We start from the raw sequence: 13,573 nt of genomic DNA, 5'->3' as shown, positions 1-13,573 counted from the left end.
TCTCACCAATGCGTACCTTGATCCTGGCGCTCAGCGCCGCCGCCGTCACCATCCCCGCGACGATGGTCGCCCCCGCCACCCACGCCGAAGCGCGTGAGCGCCATCATTATCAGCCGCGCGTCTACGAGGGCCGCGACGGGCGCCGCTATTGCCGTCATTCGGACGGCACGACCGGTCTGCTGGTCGGTGGCGTCGGCGGCGCATTGCTCGGCAATTCGATCGCAGGTCGCGGCGACAAGACGCTTGGCACCGTGCTCGGCGGTGTCGCCGGTGCATTCGGTGGCCGCGCGCTCGACCGCGCCAGCACCGCGGATCGCCGCTGCAACTAAGGCGTCGCATAGGACGTATAGCACAGGCGCGGACCGGCAACGGCCCGCGCCTTATCTATTGGAGAACACCCCATGACCACTCGCAGCGGATCGGCCAGCTATGATGGCCTTGGCAAGGACGGCAAAGGCCATGTCTCGACGCAATCGGGCGTGCTGTCGGACACGCAATACGGCTTCAACAGCCGATTCGAAGACGGCGCGGGCACCAATCCCGAGGAATTGATCGCCGCCGCGCATGCGAGCTGCTTCACCATGGCGCTGAGCTTCGCGCTCGCCGGCGCCGGGTTCAGCGACGGCAAGCTCGAGACGACCGCCAAGGTGACGATCGACAAGGACGGCGATGGCTTCACCATCACCAAATCCGCACTCGACCTCAAGGCAACGATCGAAGGCATTTCGCCTGAGCAATTCGAGACGATCGCCTTGGATGCGAAAGAAAATTGCCCGGTCTCCAAAGTGCTGAATGCTGAAGTGACGCTGACGCACAGTCTCAACGGCTAATCTCTTGCGGGGACGTGAACGGACCGTAGTTTTCCGTTCACGCAACCTCTGCCTGCGCGCGCCGTTCTACCTGTAATCCAGCACGGATTGCCTCAAGGAGCATTCTACATGCGCAAGTTTCTTCTCGCCGCCGTAATGGCCGCGACCTCGCTTTCCGCGATTCCCGCAACCGCGCAGGACTATCGGGGCGACCGCCAGGACCAGCGCGGCGACGATCGTGGTGACCGCGGCGACCAACGCGACGATCGCGCTGACCGGCGCGACGACCGCCGCGATTACCGCCAGGACGCGCGCCAGGACTGGCGCCAGGACCGCCGTCAGGACGCGCGCCAGCGCAATTGGCAGCAGTATCGCAGCTATGACTACAACCGTTACGAGCCAGGCCAGCGCACCTATCTTGCCGATCGCTACTATCGCGACGGCAGCTACTATCAGCCGCGCCGGCTCGGTCGCAACGACCGCATCTACCGCGGTGGCGACAATCGCTATTATTGCCGCCGCAGCGACGGCACGACCGGCCTGATCATCGGCGGTCTCGCCGGCGGCCTGTTGGGTAATTCGCTCGCCAGCGGCGGATCGCGCACGCTCGGCACGTTGATCGGCGGCGGTGCGGGCGCGCTGCTCGGCCAGTCGGTCGATCGCGGGCAGGTGCAGTGCCGCTGAGCGCGACACGCGGCTGAACGAAGGGCCCGGCGCGAAAGCGTCGGGCCTTTTGCCGTCAGAGCAGGCCGCCGCCGAGGATGAGGCGGATCACTGCGACGACGAGTACGAACAGGTTGAAGTTGCGGCCCGAGCGATAGCCCGACAGCATTCCGATCGCCGCGCCGACCACCGCGAGCGGGATGGCGAGATAATTGGCGAGGCCGAAAAAGGGTATCAGCCCGACGAGAGCCACCGGCAAGGCGACGAGCCCGGCGAAGATCGAAATCAGATTGACGATGAGTCCCATATCCGGACCATGGACCAAGACAAGATGCGTGCGCAAGCCACGCGTCGGCGGCTATGCTATGCAGAACCGATTATTAACCGCGAGCGCGCCATAGCGCGGTGTGGATGTGGAGCGTGGACGTCGATGGGTCGTAGCCGGGTCTTTCTGAGCGTCGTGATACTGCCTCTGGCCTTGCTCGCCTGCGGCAAGCGCGATGGCGAGCGCGATCTCGACACGCTCGACAACGAACTGGTCGATGCCGGCACCGCCGCCCCGAACAGCAGCGATCCAGCGATGACGTCGGCGCTGCACGATCAGATCATGGTTGATCCGTCGCTCGCGCAGCATTCGAACGCCAACAGCGTCCGCCCCCCGGCCCAGCCCTATTCGGGCGGCGTCCCCCCCGTGACGATCGCGCAGACCGCGGGCAACCCGGCCGGGACCGATGGCAGCGCGGTCAGCCAGCGCGCCAAGCAGGCCCCGCCGCCCGCCTCGAAGACCTGCCCCGGCTGCCAGGTGGCGCGCGATTCGCTGACGCTCGGCGCGCTTGCCGCCGGCCAGGCCGACAATCGCACTAGCAGCTGCGCTGGCGCGATGCGCTATTCGGCAAGCTGGGCTGACCGCGTGCCCGCCGACGTCCCGCTATACCCCGCCGCGCGCGTCGTCGAGGCAGCCGGCGCGGAGACCGGCACCTGCCACCTGCGGGCGATCAGCTTTGCCACCAACGCGTCGCTCAAGACGGTGATCGACTGGTATTACACCCGCGTCACCAATGCCGGCTTCAGCGCGGAGCACCAATCGGACGGCGCAGAACATACGCTCGGCGGGACGCGACAGCGCGACGGCGGGGCCTATGTACTCTACCTAACCAGCCGCCGCGACGGCGGGACCGATGTCGATATGGTGGCGAATAACGGGCGGTAGCGGTGGGCTGCGACATCCGCCTGCTGTCTGCGTGGCACGGGCACAGCAGTCGGTTAGCCGGCGCAATCGCACGCGAGGTTCTCATTGCGCGCGATTCGCGCTAACGGACGCAGCATGTATCATCTCATCCTCGTCATGGCGGGCGGCGCGCTCGGTTCCGCTGCGCGTTTCCTCGTCGGACGCGCCACCCTCGCGCGCTTCGGCCCCGATTTTCCCTATGGCACGCTGACCGTGAATATCGTCGGCGGACTTGCGATGGGCGTGCTCGTCGGCATCCTCGCGCGCCACAGCGCTAGCGAGAGCTGGCGGCTGCTGCTCGGCGTCGGTGTGCTCGGCGGCTTCACCACCTTCTCATCCTTCTCGCTCGACGTCGTCTCGCTCATCGAACGCGGCGATCTCGTCACCGCGCTCGGCTACACGCTCGCCTCGGTCGTTGGCGCGATCGTCGCTGTGTTCCTCGGTCTTTCCCTGACGCGGGTAGCGGCATGAGCAGCACCCCGACCAAGGCGACCTCGGACGTCCGCCAGTTCAACGTCGGCGTCGACGATGACGGCATCCGGCTCGATCGCTGGTTCAAGCGGCATCTGCCCGACACCAGCTTCACCACGGTCGCCAAATGGGCCCGCACCGGGCAGTTGCGCATCGACGGCGCGCGCGCCAAGCCCGGCGATCATGTCGTCGCCGGCCAGTCGATCCGCGTGCCGCCGGCGGAGCCGGTTCGGGTCGACGCGCCCGTAAAGCGCGAACGCCCACCGCTCAGCGACGACGAGACCGCCTTCGCACGCGAAATGGTGATCCACCGCGACGCACAGGTGATCGTGCTCAACAAGCCTCCGGGCCTCGCGACGCAGGGCGGAACCAAGACGATCGAGCATGTCGACGGCCTGCTCGACGCGCTGCAGGACGATCTGGAGGGGCGCCCCAAGCTCGTCCACCGGCTCGACAAGGACACGTCGGGTGCGCTCGTCATCGCGCGCACGGCGCGCGCGGCCGGTTTCCTGTCGAAGTCCTTCTCGTCGCGCACCGCGCGGAAGACCTATTGGGCGCTCGTCGTCGGCGTCCCCTCGATCGAGGACGGCACAATCGAACTGCCGATCGGCAAGCAGCCCGGCTCGGGCGGCGAGAAGATGCATGTCGACGAGAAGGAAGGCAGCCCTGCCCGCACGCGCTACCGCGTGATCGAGATGGCGGGCACGACGACCGCCTGGGTCGAGCTGATCCCGTACACCGGGCGCACGCACCAGTTGCGCGTCCATCTCGCGGCGATCGGCCATCCGATCGTCGGCGACGGCAAATATGGCGGGCAGGCCGCGTTCCTGACGGGCAACATCTCGCGCAAGATGCATCTGCATTCGCGGCGGATCCGGATCGATCACCCTGATGGTGGGCAGATCGACGTCCAGGCCGAACTGCCGACGCATTTCGCCGAGAGCCTAAAGCAACTCGGCTTCGACGAGATGCTCGGCAATACGATGCCGCTCGAGGAGCCCCCGCCCCCGAGCCGTGCGGTCAAGAAGCAGCAGGCGCGCCAGCACAACAAGACGATGCGCAAGGACCGCAAGGGCGAGCGCCGCCGGCGCGGCGCGGCGACGTGAGCGCCGCGCGCGGCTGATGCATCCCGATTCGACCTTCCGCTGGGAAGATCGCGCGGCGATGCGCGATCTGGTGCGCGAGATCGGTTTCGGCACGCTGTTCGCCGCGACGCCCGACGGGCCGCGGGTGGTCCATCTGCCCGTGGTGTGGATCGATGACGCCACGCTCTCTCTGCATGTCTCGCGCGGCAATGGCATCACCCGGCATCTCGATGGCGCGACCGGGCTGTTCGTTGCGCAAGGGCCCGATGGCTATATCAGCCCCGACTGGTACGATCTGGGCAACGACCAGGTGCCGACGTGGAATTACGTCGCGGTCGAACTCGAGGGTCGGATGCGGCGGCTCGATCAGGCGGGGCTGGTGGCACAGCTCGACCAGCTCGCGGCTGAACAGGAGGCGCGGCTCGAGCCCAAGCCGCCCTGGACGCGCGCGAAGATGACCCCTTCGGTGTTCGAGCAGATGACGCGCGGCATCGTCGGCTTCACGCTCGAGGTGCAAGGCTGGCGCGGCACGCGCAAGCTCGGGCAGAACAAGCCCGACGCGGCGCGCCTGTCCGCGGCGGACGGCGTCGAGGCGGCCGGACGGCGCGGGATCGCCTATTGGATGCGCAACCCCGGGATGCGGAGTTAGATCGATGCCGAACCCCCTCCCCAACCGCCTCGCGCTGTTCGATTGCGACGGCACGCTCGTCGACAGCCAGGACAATATCTGCCGCTCGGTCGAGGAGGCCTTCGGAGCCGCCCGGATCGCGGCGCCGTCGCGCGCTGCGATCCGCCGGATCGTAGGGCTGAGCCTGGTCGAGGCGATGCAGACGCTGCTGCCAGGCGGTGAAGACGCGCTGCACCGCAGCCTGGCGCAGGATTACAAGGACGCTTTTTTCCGCCTGCGCACTTCGGGCGCGATGGCGGAAGAGCCGCTGTACGAGGGGATCGTCGACGTGCTCGACACGCTGGCCGCAGACGGCTGGGTGCTCGGCGTCGCGACCGGCAAGTCCGACCGTGGTCTCGCACATATCCTCGCGCATCACGGCATTGCCGCGCGCTTTGTCACGCTGCAGACCGCCGATCGCCACCCGTCCAAGCCGCACCCGTCGATGATCGAGACCGCGATGGCCGATGCCGGCGCAGTGGCGGCAACGACGGTGATGATCGGCGATACCAGCTTCGACATGCTGATGGCGCGTGCCGCAGGCGTGCGCGCGCTGGGCGTGGCGTGGGGCTATCATCCCGTCGGCGAACTCACCGCGGCGGGCGCGCACGCCGTCGCCGACGTCGTGCCGGCGCTACCGCGCCTGATGCAGGAACCGATCGCATGACAGACCCCGAAACCACCGCGCGGAACCGGTATTTCCTCTTGGCGGGCACGCGCCTCGCAGGGGCTGCGGGCGCGATGCTCGGGCTCATTCTGATCGCCCGCGCCGACGCGACCTTGCCCAAGATTATCGGCACCGCGCTCGTACTGTCGGCGCTCCTGATGATCGCGATCGTCCCGCGCGCGCTCGCGCGCCGCTGGCGGACCCCGCCCGGGGGTTGACGACGGCCAGCGTCAGGGCTGCGTTTCGACCAGCTCGGCAATCTCGAAGACATGGCTTTTCCAGCCGCGTTGCGCCGCCGCCTCGGCGAGCGCCGATTTCTTGCGCTTCGCCTCGGCGAACGACTTGGTGTGCCCCCAGAACACCTCGCTCTTGCCATTGGCGAGCAACGCGACGATCCGCCAATAATGCGTGAACGCCGTGTTCGTCGGCCCGATCGTCTTGACATAACCATCTGGCAGCGTCGCGGTGAGATAGCGCTTCTTGGCCACGGCTCAGCCCCGGGCAGCCGGTCGCGCGGTGTCGCGATGGACGGTCATCGAATCTCTCCAGGCCGCGCTAGCGCGACCGCCGTCCCTTAGCGCACACCGTCACCCGGTACAGCGCCGATAGACGTGGACGGTACCGCGACACGCGCTCTTGGCTTCGTACAGCGCGATATCGGCGCGGTGGAGCAAGTCGCTGCGATCGCGCACCTCGCGGTCGAGCCACGCCGCGCCGACCGTCGCCGATACGGTCGGCCGATCGCCCGCCCTGTCGCCAAGCCGGCTCAGATCACGCGCGAGCCGGTCGAGCAACCCGGTCAGATCCTGCAACGCGGTGTCGCGCGTGATCAGCAGGACGAACTCGTCACCGCCCAGCCGCGCCGCGAAGGTGCCCGCAAGATATTCGGCGCCGAGGCACGTCGCGACCTGGCGCAGCACCGCATCGCCCGCGAGATGGCCCTGCGTGTCGTTGATCGCCTTGAAATGATCGAGATCGATCAGCGCGAGCGCGAGCCGCGTGTCCTGCCGCCGCGCCGTCGCGAGCGCCTCATCCAGGATTTCGTTGAAATAGGCGCGGTTGGCGAGCCCGGTCAGGTCGTCGCGCCGCGCGCTATGGCGCAATTGCTGCTCCATCCGGTAGCGCAGCGTGATGTCCTGCATCACCCCGATCACCGCGACCGCCTTGCCGTCGCGCAGTTCGAGTTCCCCCATCGAGCAGATTCGGCGCACCCCACCCTGCGCGGTGACGAAATCGGTCTCAACCGAGAACGGCACACCGGTCTCGATCGTCCGTCCCAGCGCATCGACGACCTGGCTCCGCGCCGAGGGCGGATAGAAAGCGAGCGCCTCTTCGAGATTGGGCTTCATCCCGTGCGACATGCCGTGGATCGCATAGACCTGATCGGACCATTCGGTGCGGTTGTCGTCGAGCGTCAGCCGCCACGATCCGATATTGGCCATCCGTTCGGCCTGGCGGAACTGTCGGTGCGTGATATCGAGCCGCTGCATCGCCGCGCCGCGTTCCTGCGCAAGAACGCTTGCGCGGGAGGCTATGCCACGCGCGGAAAGGAGCGATTCGGCAAGGTGTGCAAGCTCGCACAGCGTTGTCGCTTCTTCTGCGCTGAGCGTGCGCGGATGATCGTCGATGACGCACAGCGTTCCCATCGCATAGCTGCGCTCGGGTAGCGCGGGATCGGCCGCGCGAATCGGCGCGCCGGCGTAGAAGCGGATGTGTGGCTCGCCCAACACCAGCGGATTGTCGGCAAAGCGCGCGTCGCGAGTCGCATCGGGGATGACGAGCAGCCCGTCGTCGCGGATCGCGTGGGCGCAGAACGAGTGCGCGCGTGGCGTCTCGCACGGATCGAGCCCGCGCTTCGCCTTGAACCATTGGCGGTCCTCGCCGACCAGCGACAGCAAGGCGATCTTGGTGCCGAGCATCCGCTGTGCGCACGCGATGATCGTCTCGAACTCGGCTTCGGGCGGCGTGTCGAGAATGCCGAGTCCTTCGAGCACTTCGAGTCGACGGGCTTCATCTGCTTCAGCAATGGCGCCGAATCCGAGATTGATCATTGACATGCCCAAACATAACGGGCGGCCAGTTAAAGAACCCCTATCGGGGCACGTCAGCTCACCCGGCGTTCGCCATGGTCGAGCATGGCGGGGATGACGATGTCTTCTTCGTCGGAAAGATGCCGGTCGAGCAACGCGAACAGGCGCTGACTGGTGTCGGCATAGCCATCGACCGCCGCGCGTGGGTCGCCCGGCGTGCCGAGCGCGTGCAGCATCGCGCGGGCCGTCTCGACGGTCGCTTCGAGGCTTTCATGGATGATCCGATGGTCGCTTTCGAGCACGTCGAACCCCGCCGCCATGCGCGGATCGAGCGCGCGGAACTTGGGGAAATAGGCCTGGTCCTCGATCCCGTGATGCCCGTTCAGATGCTGCAGGAAGTGGTTGAGCGCGGGCACGACCGCACCTTGAAATGCGCCTGCCGTACTGCGGCCTTCGCGGAAGCCCGCCGTGATTCGATCGAGCCGCTCCGCCTGGTCGCGCAAGCTGGCATGGACATGCAGCCAGAAGGCGGTCAGCTCCCCATAATTGCGGTGTGCGGGCCACTGCGGTGCCGGATAAGCAGCGCGCAGATAGGCGATGGCATCGGGTAACCCAGTGCGGTCGGGCAGCAGCAGCGCAGGTGGAGAAAGCGACATTGAAGGGCTCTCGGGCGACGCACTGTCCGCGTCCAGCCGCCCGGCACGCGTGCTAAGGGGGAAATCTCTGGTCGGGGCGACAGGATTCGAACCTGCGACCCCCACACCCCCAGTGTGATGCGCTACCAGGCTGCGCTACGCCCCGACCGAGGGAGGCGCGTCTAGGACGACCCGCGCGCGGATGCAAGCGCCTTCACGCTGCCGCGCAGCATCAGCCGAACTGGCCGAGCGGCAGCAGGCGATTGGCGAGCGCCTGGATCAATTTGGCATCGCCGCCCTTGAGCACCAGTTCGAGCTGCGCCGCGCGGCGCTGGATCAGGCGGTCGACCGGAGTCACCGCTCCGGCGCGCGCCGCCTGAGCGATCAAGGTGACGCCGCGTGCGTCGCCCGGATCGATGGCGAGCCGCAACAGGCCGGCGATCCCCGGGAACAGCGCACGGTCCCCGCCCGCGGCGAGCGCGCGGTCGATCGCGTCGAGCCCGACCGCCTTGCGCGCGCCAAGCCCGCCGCGCGCGACCAGCGCGCCGAGCGCCTTGACTGCGCTCAGATGCCACGCGCCGAGTGCGGCCAGCGCTTCGGCATCGCGCGGGTTTTTCGCTACCAGCGCCTCGAATTGCGCCTTGGCGGAGAGCGCTTCGCTACGGCTGCGCGTCAGCTTGGCGTGGTAGCTCGTGGCCATCGCGCGCGACAGCAGGGCTTCGCTGTCGCCCGGCGTCTTGGCCAAGGTCGATGACGCCGCCGCCTCGACGCCGGCGAGCTGGGTCAGCGCGACGCTGCGATCGCGGACGACGAAGGCGGTTTGGATCAACATGTCGCGCCCGCTCTCGGCATGCGCGATGCCCGGCGCGGTCATCAGACAGAGGGCCAAGGGCATGAAGAATTTCATCATGGGCTTCGCTACTCAACGGGAAGGACCGAAAGGGTACGATGTTTCGGCACGTAATCAACCCGTTGCTTTGCCCCGCCGACGGATCCTGGCGACGGCCCCGCGTACCGCCGCAGCGGAGCGGCCCGCACGAGAGAGCGTTGCACGGGCGCACCGTACCTGATAGCGCGGCGGGCTTGTGGCGTGCCCGAAAGGGTGCGCGATCCCGCGTGTCAGGATGCAGGCGGGTCCAGTCTTACCAAGGTAGCCCATGTTCGCCACCCCAGCCTTTGCCCAGACCGCAGGCGCCGCCGCCGGCCCCGATGGTTTCCTCGCGATGATCATTCAGTTCGCGCCGTTGCTGCTCGTCTTCGTCGTCTTCTACTTCCTGATCCTGCGCCCGCAGCAGAAGCGCGCGCGCGACCAGGCGGCGACGATCGGGGCGGTCAAGAAGGGCGATTCGGTCGTTACGGCCGGCGGCGTGCTCGGCAAGGTCACCAAGGTCGAGGACGCGTTCGTCGAGGTCGAGATCGCCCCGTCGATCAAGATCCGCGTCGTCAAGTCGACGCTCGCCGACGTGACGCCGCTCGGCTCCAAGCCCGCGAACGACTGATCCGATGCTCGATTTCCCGCGCTGGAAAGTCGTCTCGATCCTGGGATTTCTCGCCTGCCTGATGGCCTTGGCGATCCCCAGTTTCCTGCCCGATTCGGTCACGAGCAAGATGGGGAGCTTCCCGCGACCCACAGGTCAATCTCGGACTCGATCTCGCCGGCGGCAGCTATCTGCTGCTCGAGGCCGATACCGACGAGCTGGTCAAGAATCGCCTTGAGGCGATGCGCGAGCAGATCGTCACCGAGATGGCCAAGGGGCCGCCGATCTCGATTGGCGACATCGCGACCGACGGCGGCACGTTGAGCTTCCTGCTGCGGGACGTGACGCAGCTCGACGCGGCGCGCGAACGGCTCAACAAGCTGACCGGCGGCGTCGGCTATACCGGCCAGCGCGACTGGGACCTGCGGGTGGTCGATTCGTCGCGCGTCGTGATGACGCCGACGCAGGCTGGCATCTCGGCTGCGATCAACACCGCGATGGGCACTGCGGTCGATGTCGTGCGCACGCGCATCGACAAGCTCGGCACCAAGGAACCGACGATCGTCCGCCAGGGCAATGATCGCATCGTCGTCCAGGTGCCGGGTCTGAAGGACCCCAAGGCGCTCAAGGATCTGCTCGGCAAGACCGCCAAGCTCGAATTCAAGATGGTCGACGACACGCCATATGTGCCCGGCGGCATCGTGCCCGCGGGCAGCCAGGTGCTGCCCTATGCCGAGGCCGGCCCCGGCGCGCAGATCCTGGTCAAGCGTCAGGCGATCCTGACCGGCGACCAGCTGCTCACCGCAAGCCAGGGCTTCAAGCAGGACAGCAACGAACCGATCGTCAATTTCGGCTTCAACAGCGAAGGCGGCAAGAAGTTCGCGCGCGTCACGCAGGAACAGACCGGCAAGCGCTTCGCTGTGATCGTCGACGACAAGGTGATTTCGGCACCGCGCATCAACACGCCGATCCTTGGCGGGTCGGGCTATATCGAGGGATCGTTCACCGTCGAGTCGGCAAACAGCCTGTCGATCGCGCTCAGCTCGGGCAAACTCCCGATCACGCTCAAGGTGGTCGAGGAGCGCAGCGTCGGTCCCGATCTCGGGATCGATTCGATTCGCGCCGGCATCACCGCCTCGGCGATCGCGGTCGCGCTCGTCGTCCTGTTCATGATCGCGACCTATGGCCGCTTCGGTTTCTATGCCGACTACGCCGTGGTCATCAACGTCATCGTCATCATGGGTGTGCTCGCTCTGCTCAACGGCACCCTGACATTGCCGGGTATCGCCGGCTTCGTCCTGACGATCGGCACCGCGGTCGATGCCAATGTGCTGATCAACGAGCGTATCCGCGAGGAACGGCGCCGTGGGCGCAGCGTGATCCAGTCGGTCGAACTCGGCTACAAGGAAGCGAGCCGTACGATCTTCGAGGCGAACGCGACGCACGCCATTTCGGGGCTGATCATGCTGATGCTCGGCTCCGGTCCCGTGAAGGGCTTCGCGGTCGTGTTGCTGATCGGGATCGTTACCTCGGTGTTCACCTCGGTTACCTTCACGCGGATGCTGGTCGTGCTGTGGATTCGCAAGAATCGCCCGACCGAAATCAATATTTGATCGGCCAGAGACATGCGCCTGCTGAAACTCGTTCCCGACAACACCAACCTTCCGTTCGTTTCGCTCCGCAAATGGGCGTTCGGGCTGACCATCCTGCTGTCGATCGCGGCGGTCGGGCTCGTCTTCGCACGCGGCCTCAACCTCGGCGTCGACTTTGTCGGCGGTCTCATGATCGAGGAGAAATTCTCCACCCCGCCGTCGACCGACAAGCTGCGTACGACGATCGACCGGCTCAACCTCGGCGAAGTCCGCCTGCAGCGGGTCGGCGATGACGGCAAGACAATCTCGATCAAGCTGCCGCCGCCCAAGAGCCAGGACAAGGGCGCGACCGACCGGACCGTCGCGGCGGTCCAGGCTGCGGTCGTCAAGGACTTCCCCGACGCCAAATTTTCCAAACAGGATGCGGTCAGCGGCAAGGTCTCCGGTGAGCTGATCTGGAAGGGCATCCTCGCCGTCGTGCTCGCGGTCGCGGGAATCGGCCTGTTCGCGATCTTCCGCTTCGAATGGCAGTTCGGTGTCTCGACCGTCGTCGCGATCGTCCACGACGTGCTGATGACCCTGGGCTTCTTCGCGCTGACCCGGTTCGAGTTCGACCTCAACATCGTCGCTGCCGTCCTCACGATCATCGGCTATTCGATCAACGACAAGATCGTGATCGACGACCGCATCCGCGAGAACATGCGCCGCTATCGCAAGATGGACATGCCGAGCATTGTCGATCTGTCGGTCAACGAGACGCTGCCGCGGACCGTGATGACCTCGCTGACCATCCTGCTGGCGCTGTTCGCCCTGCTCATCTTCGGCGGCCACGTGCTGCGCGGCTTCACCGCGGCGATGATCCTCGGCATTTTCGTCGGCACCTATTCGTCGATCTACGTGTCGTCGTCGCTGCTGATCACGCTCGGCCTGCGCCCCGATCTGCGCGTCGAGGACGTCCCCGCCGCCACTGCTGGAACGTCCAAGGCGCGCTGATGCGGGTCGAGCGCGAGCGCGGTGTCGGGCCGGTAATCACCGCCTTTTCGGGCGGTGGTTTCAAGGTCGAGGCGGGCGAATTCACCGGTGTCTACCGCGCGCTGCGGATCTGGCCCGACGGGTCGGAGGAATGGGCACCGCCGCCGATCGAGGCGCTTGACCTCGCCGCGCTCGGGCCGCTGCTCGACATCGAGCCCCGACCGGAATTCCTGCTGCTCGGCACCGGCGCGACGATGCAGCGCCCGCCCCCCGGTTTCGTGCAGGCATGCGAAGCGCTCGGCATCGGGGTCGAGGCGATGGACAGCCGCGCCGCGGCGCGGGCCTGGGCGGTGCTGCGCGGTGAGACGCGCTGGGTCGTGGGCGCGCTGTATCCCCTTTGAAGGCGCGCGCCGCGGCGCTATTCTCTTCGCCAAAGATATTGGGGGAGATGTTTCATGAAATCGATCGTGCTGGGCTTGAGCCTGCTCGCCGCACCGGTCGCCACCGCCGCGCAGACCTCGCCCGCGGCCGCTCCGGCCACTTCGCCAGATTACGGGAAACCCGAGAGCTGGCTGTGCCGGCCAGGCAAGGTCGATCCGTGCGACGGGAACCAGGACGCGACGATCATCAAGGCCGACGGATCGCGCAGCACCGAGAAATTCTCGCCCACCAGCAATCCCAAGTTCGATTGCTTCTACGTGTATCCGACGGTTTCGCTCGATCGCACGCCCAATAGCGACATGATCGCCGGTCCGGAGGAAAACGCCGTCGCCGCGTTCCAGGCTGGGCGCTTCGCCGAGCACTGCCGGGTGTTCGCGCCGCTCTACCGTCAGGTAACGCTAACCGCGCTCCAGGCGCTGCTGGTAGGCAAACCCGTCGTCGCCGACCGCGCGATGGCGTATCGCGACGTGAAGGCGGCGTGGGACGAGTATTTCGCCTACGATAATCACGGCCGCGGCGTCGTGCTGATCGGACATAGCCAGGGCTCGGGCGTCCTCAAGCAGCTCGTCGCGGAAGCGATCGAAGGCACGCCGACGCAGAAGCTGATCATCTCGGTGCTGATCCCCGGCACCAATGTCGCAGTGCCGGCAGGCAAGGACGTCGGGGGCGATTTCAAATCGACGCCGCTGTGCCACAACGCGAAGGATGTCGGGTGCGTCGTCAGCTATGTCAGCTTCCGCGCCGAATCGCCGCCGCCGGCGAACAGCCGCTTCGGCGTCGTGCCGGAGGCGGGTATGGTCGCGGCCTGCGTCAATCCGGCGGCGCTCGGTGGTGG

Annotated in this window: 17 protein-coding genes, 1 tRNA gene and 2 pseudogenes; 14 read left to right on the top strand and 6 right to left on the bottom strand. The window is 66.7% G+C overall.

Annotated features, from left to right (window positions below; all coding sequences use genetic code 11):
• The first annotated feature begins 8 nt into the window (after positions 1-8).
• From ACVWYO_RS13280 to ACVWYO_RS13270, 3 genes are all read left to right on the top strand, one after another.
• Positions 9-329 carry a glycine zipper 2TM domain-containing protein gene (locus tag ACVWYO_RS13280; protein WP_140850245.1) on the top strand — a complete coding sequence of 107 codons (321 nt, stop codon included), beginning with the start codon at positions 9-11 and terminating at the stop codon, positions 327-329.
• Positions 330-401: 72 nt separating this feature from the next.
• Entirely contained in the window at positions 402-830 is a 429-nt protein-coding gene (locus ACVWYO_RS13275; protein WP_457351486.1) for an OsmC family protein, read from the top strand.
• Between the two features lie 108 nt (positions 831-938).
• On the top strand, positions 939-1,493 hold the full coding sequence (locus tag ACVWYO_RS13270; protein WP_457351484.1) for a glycine zipper 2TM domain-containing protein: 555 nt from the start codon (positions 939-941) through the stop codon (positions 1,491-1,493).
• Between the two features lie 55 nt (positions 1,494-1,548).
• Here the strand turns inward: ACVWYO_RS13270 and ACVWYO_RS13265 are convergent, their stop codons facing one another.
• Positions 1,549-1,779 (bottom strand): hypothetical protein, encoded by a 231-nt coding sequence (locus ACVWYO_RS13265; RefSeq protein ID WP_457351482.1) that lies wholly within the window; start codon positions 1,777-1,779, stop codon positions 1,549-1,551.
• A gap of 153 nt (positions 1,780-1,932) precedes the next feature.
• Here ACVWYO_RS13265 and ACVWYO_RS13260 point away from each other — a divergent pair, with 153 nt between their 5' ends.
• The 6 genes from ACVWYO_RS13260 to ACVWYO_RS13235 all read left to right on the top strand — a co-directional run bounded on the left by ACVWYO_RS13260 (position 1,933) and on the right by ACVWYO_RS13235 (position 5,808).
• Positions 1,933-2,682: a hypothetical protein gene (locus tag ACVWYO_RS13260; protein ID WP_457351480.1), complete on the top strand. Its 750-nt coding sequence runs from the start codon at positions 1,933-1,935 to the stop codon at positions 2,680-2,682.
• Positions 2,683-2,796: 114 nt separating this feature from the next.
• Positions 2,797-3,171 carry a fluoride efflux transporter CrcB gene (gene crcB / locus ACVWYO_RS13255; RefSeq protein WP_457351478.1) on the top strand — a complete coding sequence of 125 codons (375 nt, stop codon included), beginning with the start codon at positions 2,797-2,799 and terminating at the stop codon, positions 3,169-3,171.
• Positions 3,168-4,277: an RluA family pseudouridine synthase gene (locus ACVWYO_RS13250; protein ID WP_457351476.1), complete on the top strand. Its 1,110-nt coding sequence runs from the start codon at positions 3,168-3,170 to the stop codon at positions 4,275-4,277. Before crcB ends, ACVWYO_RS13250 begins: the two co-directional genes overlap by 4 nt.
• 16 nt (positions 4,278-4,293) lie before the next feature.
• On the top strand, positions 4,294-4,905 hold the full coding sequence (locus tag ACVWYO_RS13245) for an FMN-binding negative transcriptional regulator (protein WP_457351474.1): 612 nt from the start codon (positions 4,294-4,296) through the stop codon (positions 4,903-4,905).
• Between the two features lie 4 nt (positions 4,906-4,909).
• A complete protein-coding gene (locus tag ACVWYO_RS13240; protein WP_457351472.1) occupies positions 4,910-5,590 on the top strand; it encodes an HAD-IA family hydrolase in 681 nt (226 codons plus the stop codon).
• The gene (locus ACVWYO_RS13235; protein WP_457351470.1) at positions 5,587-5,808 is read left to right on the top strand and encodes a hypothetical protein; all 222 of its coding nucleotides are present in this window, start codon (positions 5,587-5,589) and stop codon (positions 5,806-5,808) included. Before ACVWYO_RS13240 ends, ACVWYO_RS13235 begins: the two co-directional genes overlap by 4 nt.
• 12 nt (positions 5,809-5,820) lie before the next feature.
• Here ACVWYO_RS13235 and ACVWYO_RS13230 read toward each other — a convergent pair whose 3' ends face one another.
• The 5 genes from ACVWYO_RS13230 to ACVWYO_RS13210 form a co-directional block, all read right to left on the bottom strand.
• Positions 5,821-6,078 (bottom strand): hypothetical protein, encoded by a 258-nt coding sequence (locus ACVWYO_RS13230; RefSeq protein WP_457351467.1) that lies wholly within the window; start codon positions 6,076-6,078, stop codon positions 5,821-5,823.
• Between the two features lie 99 nt (positions 6,079-6,177).
• Positions 6,178-7,647: a diguanylate cyclase domain-containing protein gene (locus ACVWYO_RS13225; RefSeq protein ID WP_457351465.1), complete on the bottom strand. Its 1,470-nt coding sequence runs from the start codon at positions 7,645-7,647 to the stop codon at positions 6,178-6,180.
• A gap of 47 nt (positions 7,648-7,694) precedes the next feature.
• Positions 7,695-8,276: a hemerythrin domain-containing protein gene (locus ACVWYO_RS13220; RefSeq protein ID WP_457351463.1), complete on the bottom strand. Its 582-nt coding sequence runs from the start codon at positions 8,274-8,276 to the stop codon at positions 7,695-7,697.
• A gap of 68 nt (positions 8,277-8,344) precedes the next feature.
• A tRNA-Pro gene (locus ACVWYO_RS13215) sits at positions 8,345-8,421 on the bottom strand.
• 66 nt (positions 8,422-8,487) lie between these two features.
• On the bottom strand, positions 8,488-9,150 hold the full coding sequence (locus ACVWYO_RS13210; protein ID WP_457351461.1) for a hypothetical protein: 663 nt from the start codon (positions 9,148-9,150) through the stop codon (positions 8,488-8,490).
• A gap of 262 nt (positions 9,151-9,412) precedes the next feature.
• Between ACVWYO_RS13210 and yajC the strand changes: the two genes are divergently transcribed.
• From yajC to ACVWYO_RS13185, 5 genes and pseudogenes are all read left to right on the top strand, one after another.
• Positions 9,413-9,754, top strand: coding sequence for a preprotein translocase subunit YajC (gene yajC, locus ACVWYO_RS13205; RefSeq protein WP_140850256.1), 342 nt, complete (start codon positions 9,413-9,415; stop codon positions 9,752-9,754).
• Between the two features lie 4 nt (positions 9,755-9,758).
• Positions 9,759-11,346: pseudogene (secD, locus tag ACVWYO_RS13200) on the top strand (protein translocase subunit SecD).
• Positions 11,347-11,358: 12 nt separating this feature from the next.
• Positions 11,359-12,318: a protein translocase subunit SecF gene (gene secF / locus ACVWYO_RS13195; protein ID WP_457351459.1), complete on the top strand. Its 960-nt coding sequence runs from the start codon at positions 11,359-11,361 to the stop codon at positions 12,316-12,318.
• Positions 12,318-12,698, top strand: a complete 381-nt coding sequence (locus ACVWYO_RS13190; RefSeq protein ID WP_457351457.1) for an Mth938-like domain-containing protein — start codon at positions 12,318-12,320, stop codon at positions 12,696-12,698. Before secF ends, ACVWYO_RS13190 begins: the two co-directional genes overlap by 1 nt.
• 54 nt (positions 12,699-12,752) lie before the next feature.
• Positions 12,753-13,508 (top strand): annotated as a pseudogene (locus tag ACVWYO_RS13185) (DUF3089 domain-containing protein); the annotation flags it as partial.
• Between the last annotated feature and the right edge of the window lie 65 nt (positions 13,509-13,573).

The sequence above is a fragment of the Sphingomonas sp. UYP23 genome (assembly GCF_054059235.1).
Note: the sequence above shows the minus strand (reverse complement) of the source record. Positions and strands in the feature narration are given on the sequence as shown.

Excerpts from the sequence above, each read along its gene's own strand:
- ACVWYO_RS13280 (WP_140850245.1), top strand. The coding sequence starts at position 9 with ATGCGTACCTTGATCCTGGCGCTCAGCGCCGCCGCCGTCACCATCCCC.
- ACVWYO_RS13275 (WP_457351486.1), top strand. The coding sequence starts at position 402 with ATGACCACTCGCAGCGGATCGGCCAGCTATGATGGCCTTGGCAAGGAC.
- ACVWYO_RS13270 (WP_457351484.1), top strand. The coding sequence starts at position 939 with ATGCGCAAGTTTCTTCTCGCCGCCGTAATGGCCGCGACCTCGCTTTCC.
- ACVWYO_RS13265 (WP_457351482.1), bottom strand. The coding sequence starts at position 1,779 with ATGGGACTCATCGTCAATCTGATTTCGATCTTCGCCGGGCTCGTCGCC.
- crcB (WP_457351478.1), top strand. The coding sequence starts at position 2,797 with ATGTATCATCTCATCCTCGTCATGGCGGGCGGCGCGCTCGGTTCCGCT.
- ACVWYO_RS13250 (WP_457351476.1), top strand. The coding sequence starts at position 3,168 with ATGAGCAGCACCCCGACCAAGGCGACCTCGGACGTCCGCCAGTTCAAC.
- ACVWYO_RS13245 (WP_457351474.1), top strand. The coding sequence starts at position 4,294 with ATGCATCCCGATTCGACCTTCCGCTGGGAAGATCGCGCGGCGATGCGC.
- ACVWYO_RS13240 (WP_457351472.1), top strand. The coding sequence starts at position 4,910 with ATGCCGAACCCCCTCCCCAACCGCCTCGCGCTGTTCGATTGCGACGGC.
- ACVWYO_RS13235 (WP_457351470.1), top strand. The coding sequence starts at position 5,587 with ATGACAGACCCCGAAACCACCGCGCGGAACCGGTATTTCCTCTTGGCG.
- ACVWYO_RS13225 (WP_457351465.1), bottom strand. The coding sequence starts at position 7,647 with ATGTCAATGATCAATCTCGGATTCGGCGCCATTGCTGAAGCAGATGAA.
- ACVWYO_RS13220 (WP_457351463.1), bottom strand. The coding sequence starts at position 8,276 with ATGTCGCTTTCTCCACCTGCGCTGCTGCTGCCCGACCGCACTGGGTTA.
- ACVWYO_RS13210 (WP_457351461.1), bottom strand. The coding sequence starts at position 9,150 with ATGCCCTTGGCCCTCTGTCTGATGACCGCGCCGGGCATCGCGCATGCC.
- yajC (WP_140850256.1), top strand. The coding sequence starts at position 9,413 with ATGTTCGCCACCCCAGCCTTTGCCCAGACCGCAGGCGCCGCCGCCGGC.
- secF (WP_457351459.1), top strand. The coding sequence starts at position 11,359 with ATGCGCCTGCTGAAACTCGTTCCCGACAACACCAACCTTCCGTTCGTT.
- ACVWYO_RS13190 (WP_457351457.1), top strand. The coding sequence starts at position 12,318 with ATGCGGGTCGAGCGCGAGCGCGGTGTCGGGCCGGTAATCACCGCCTTT.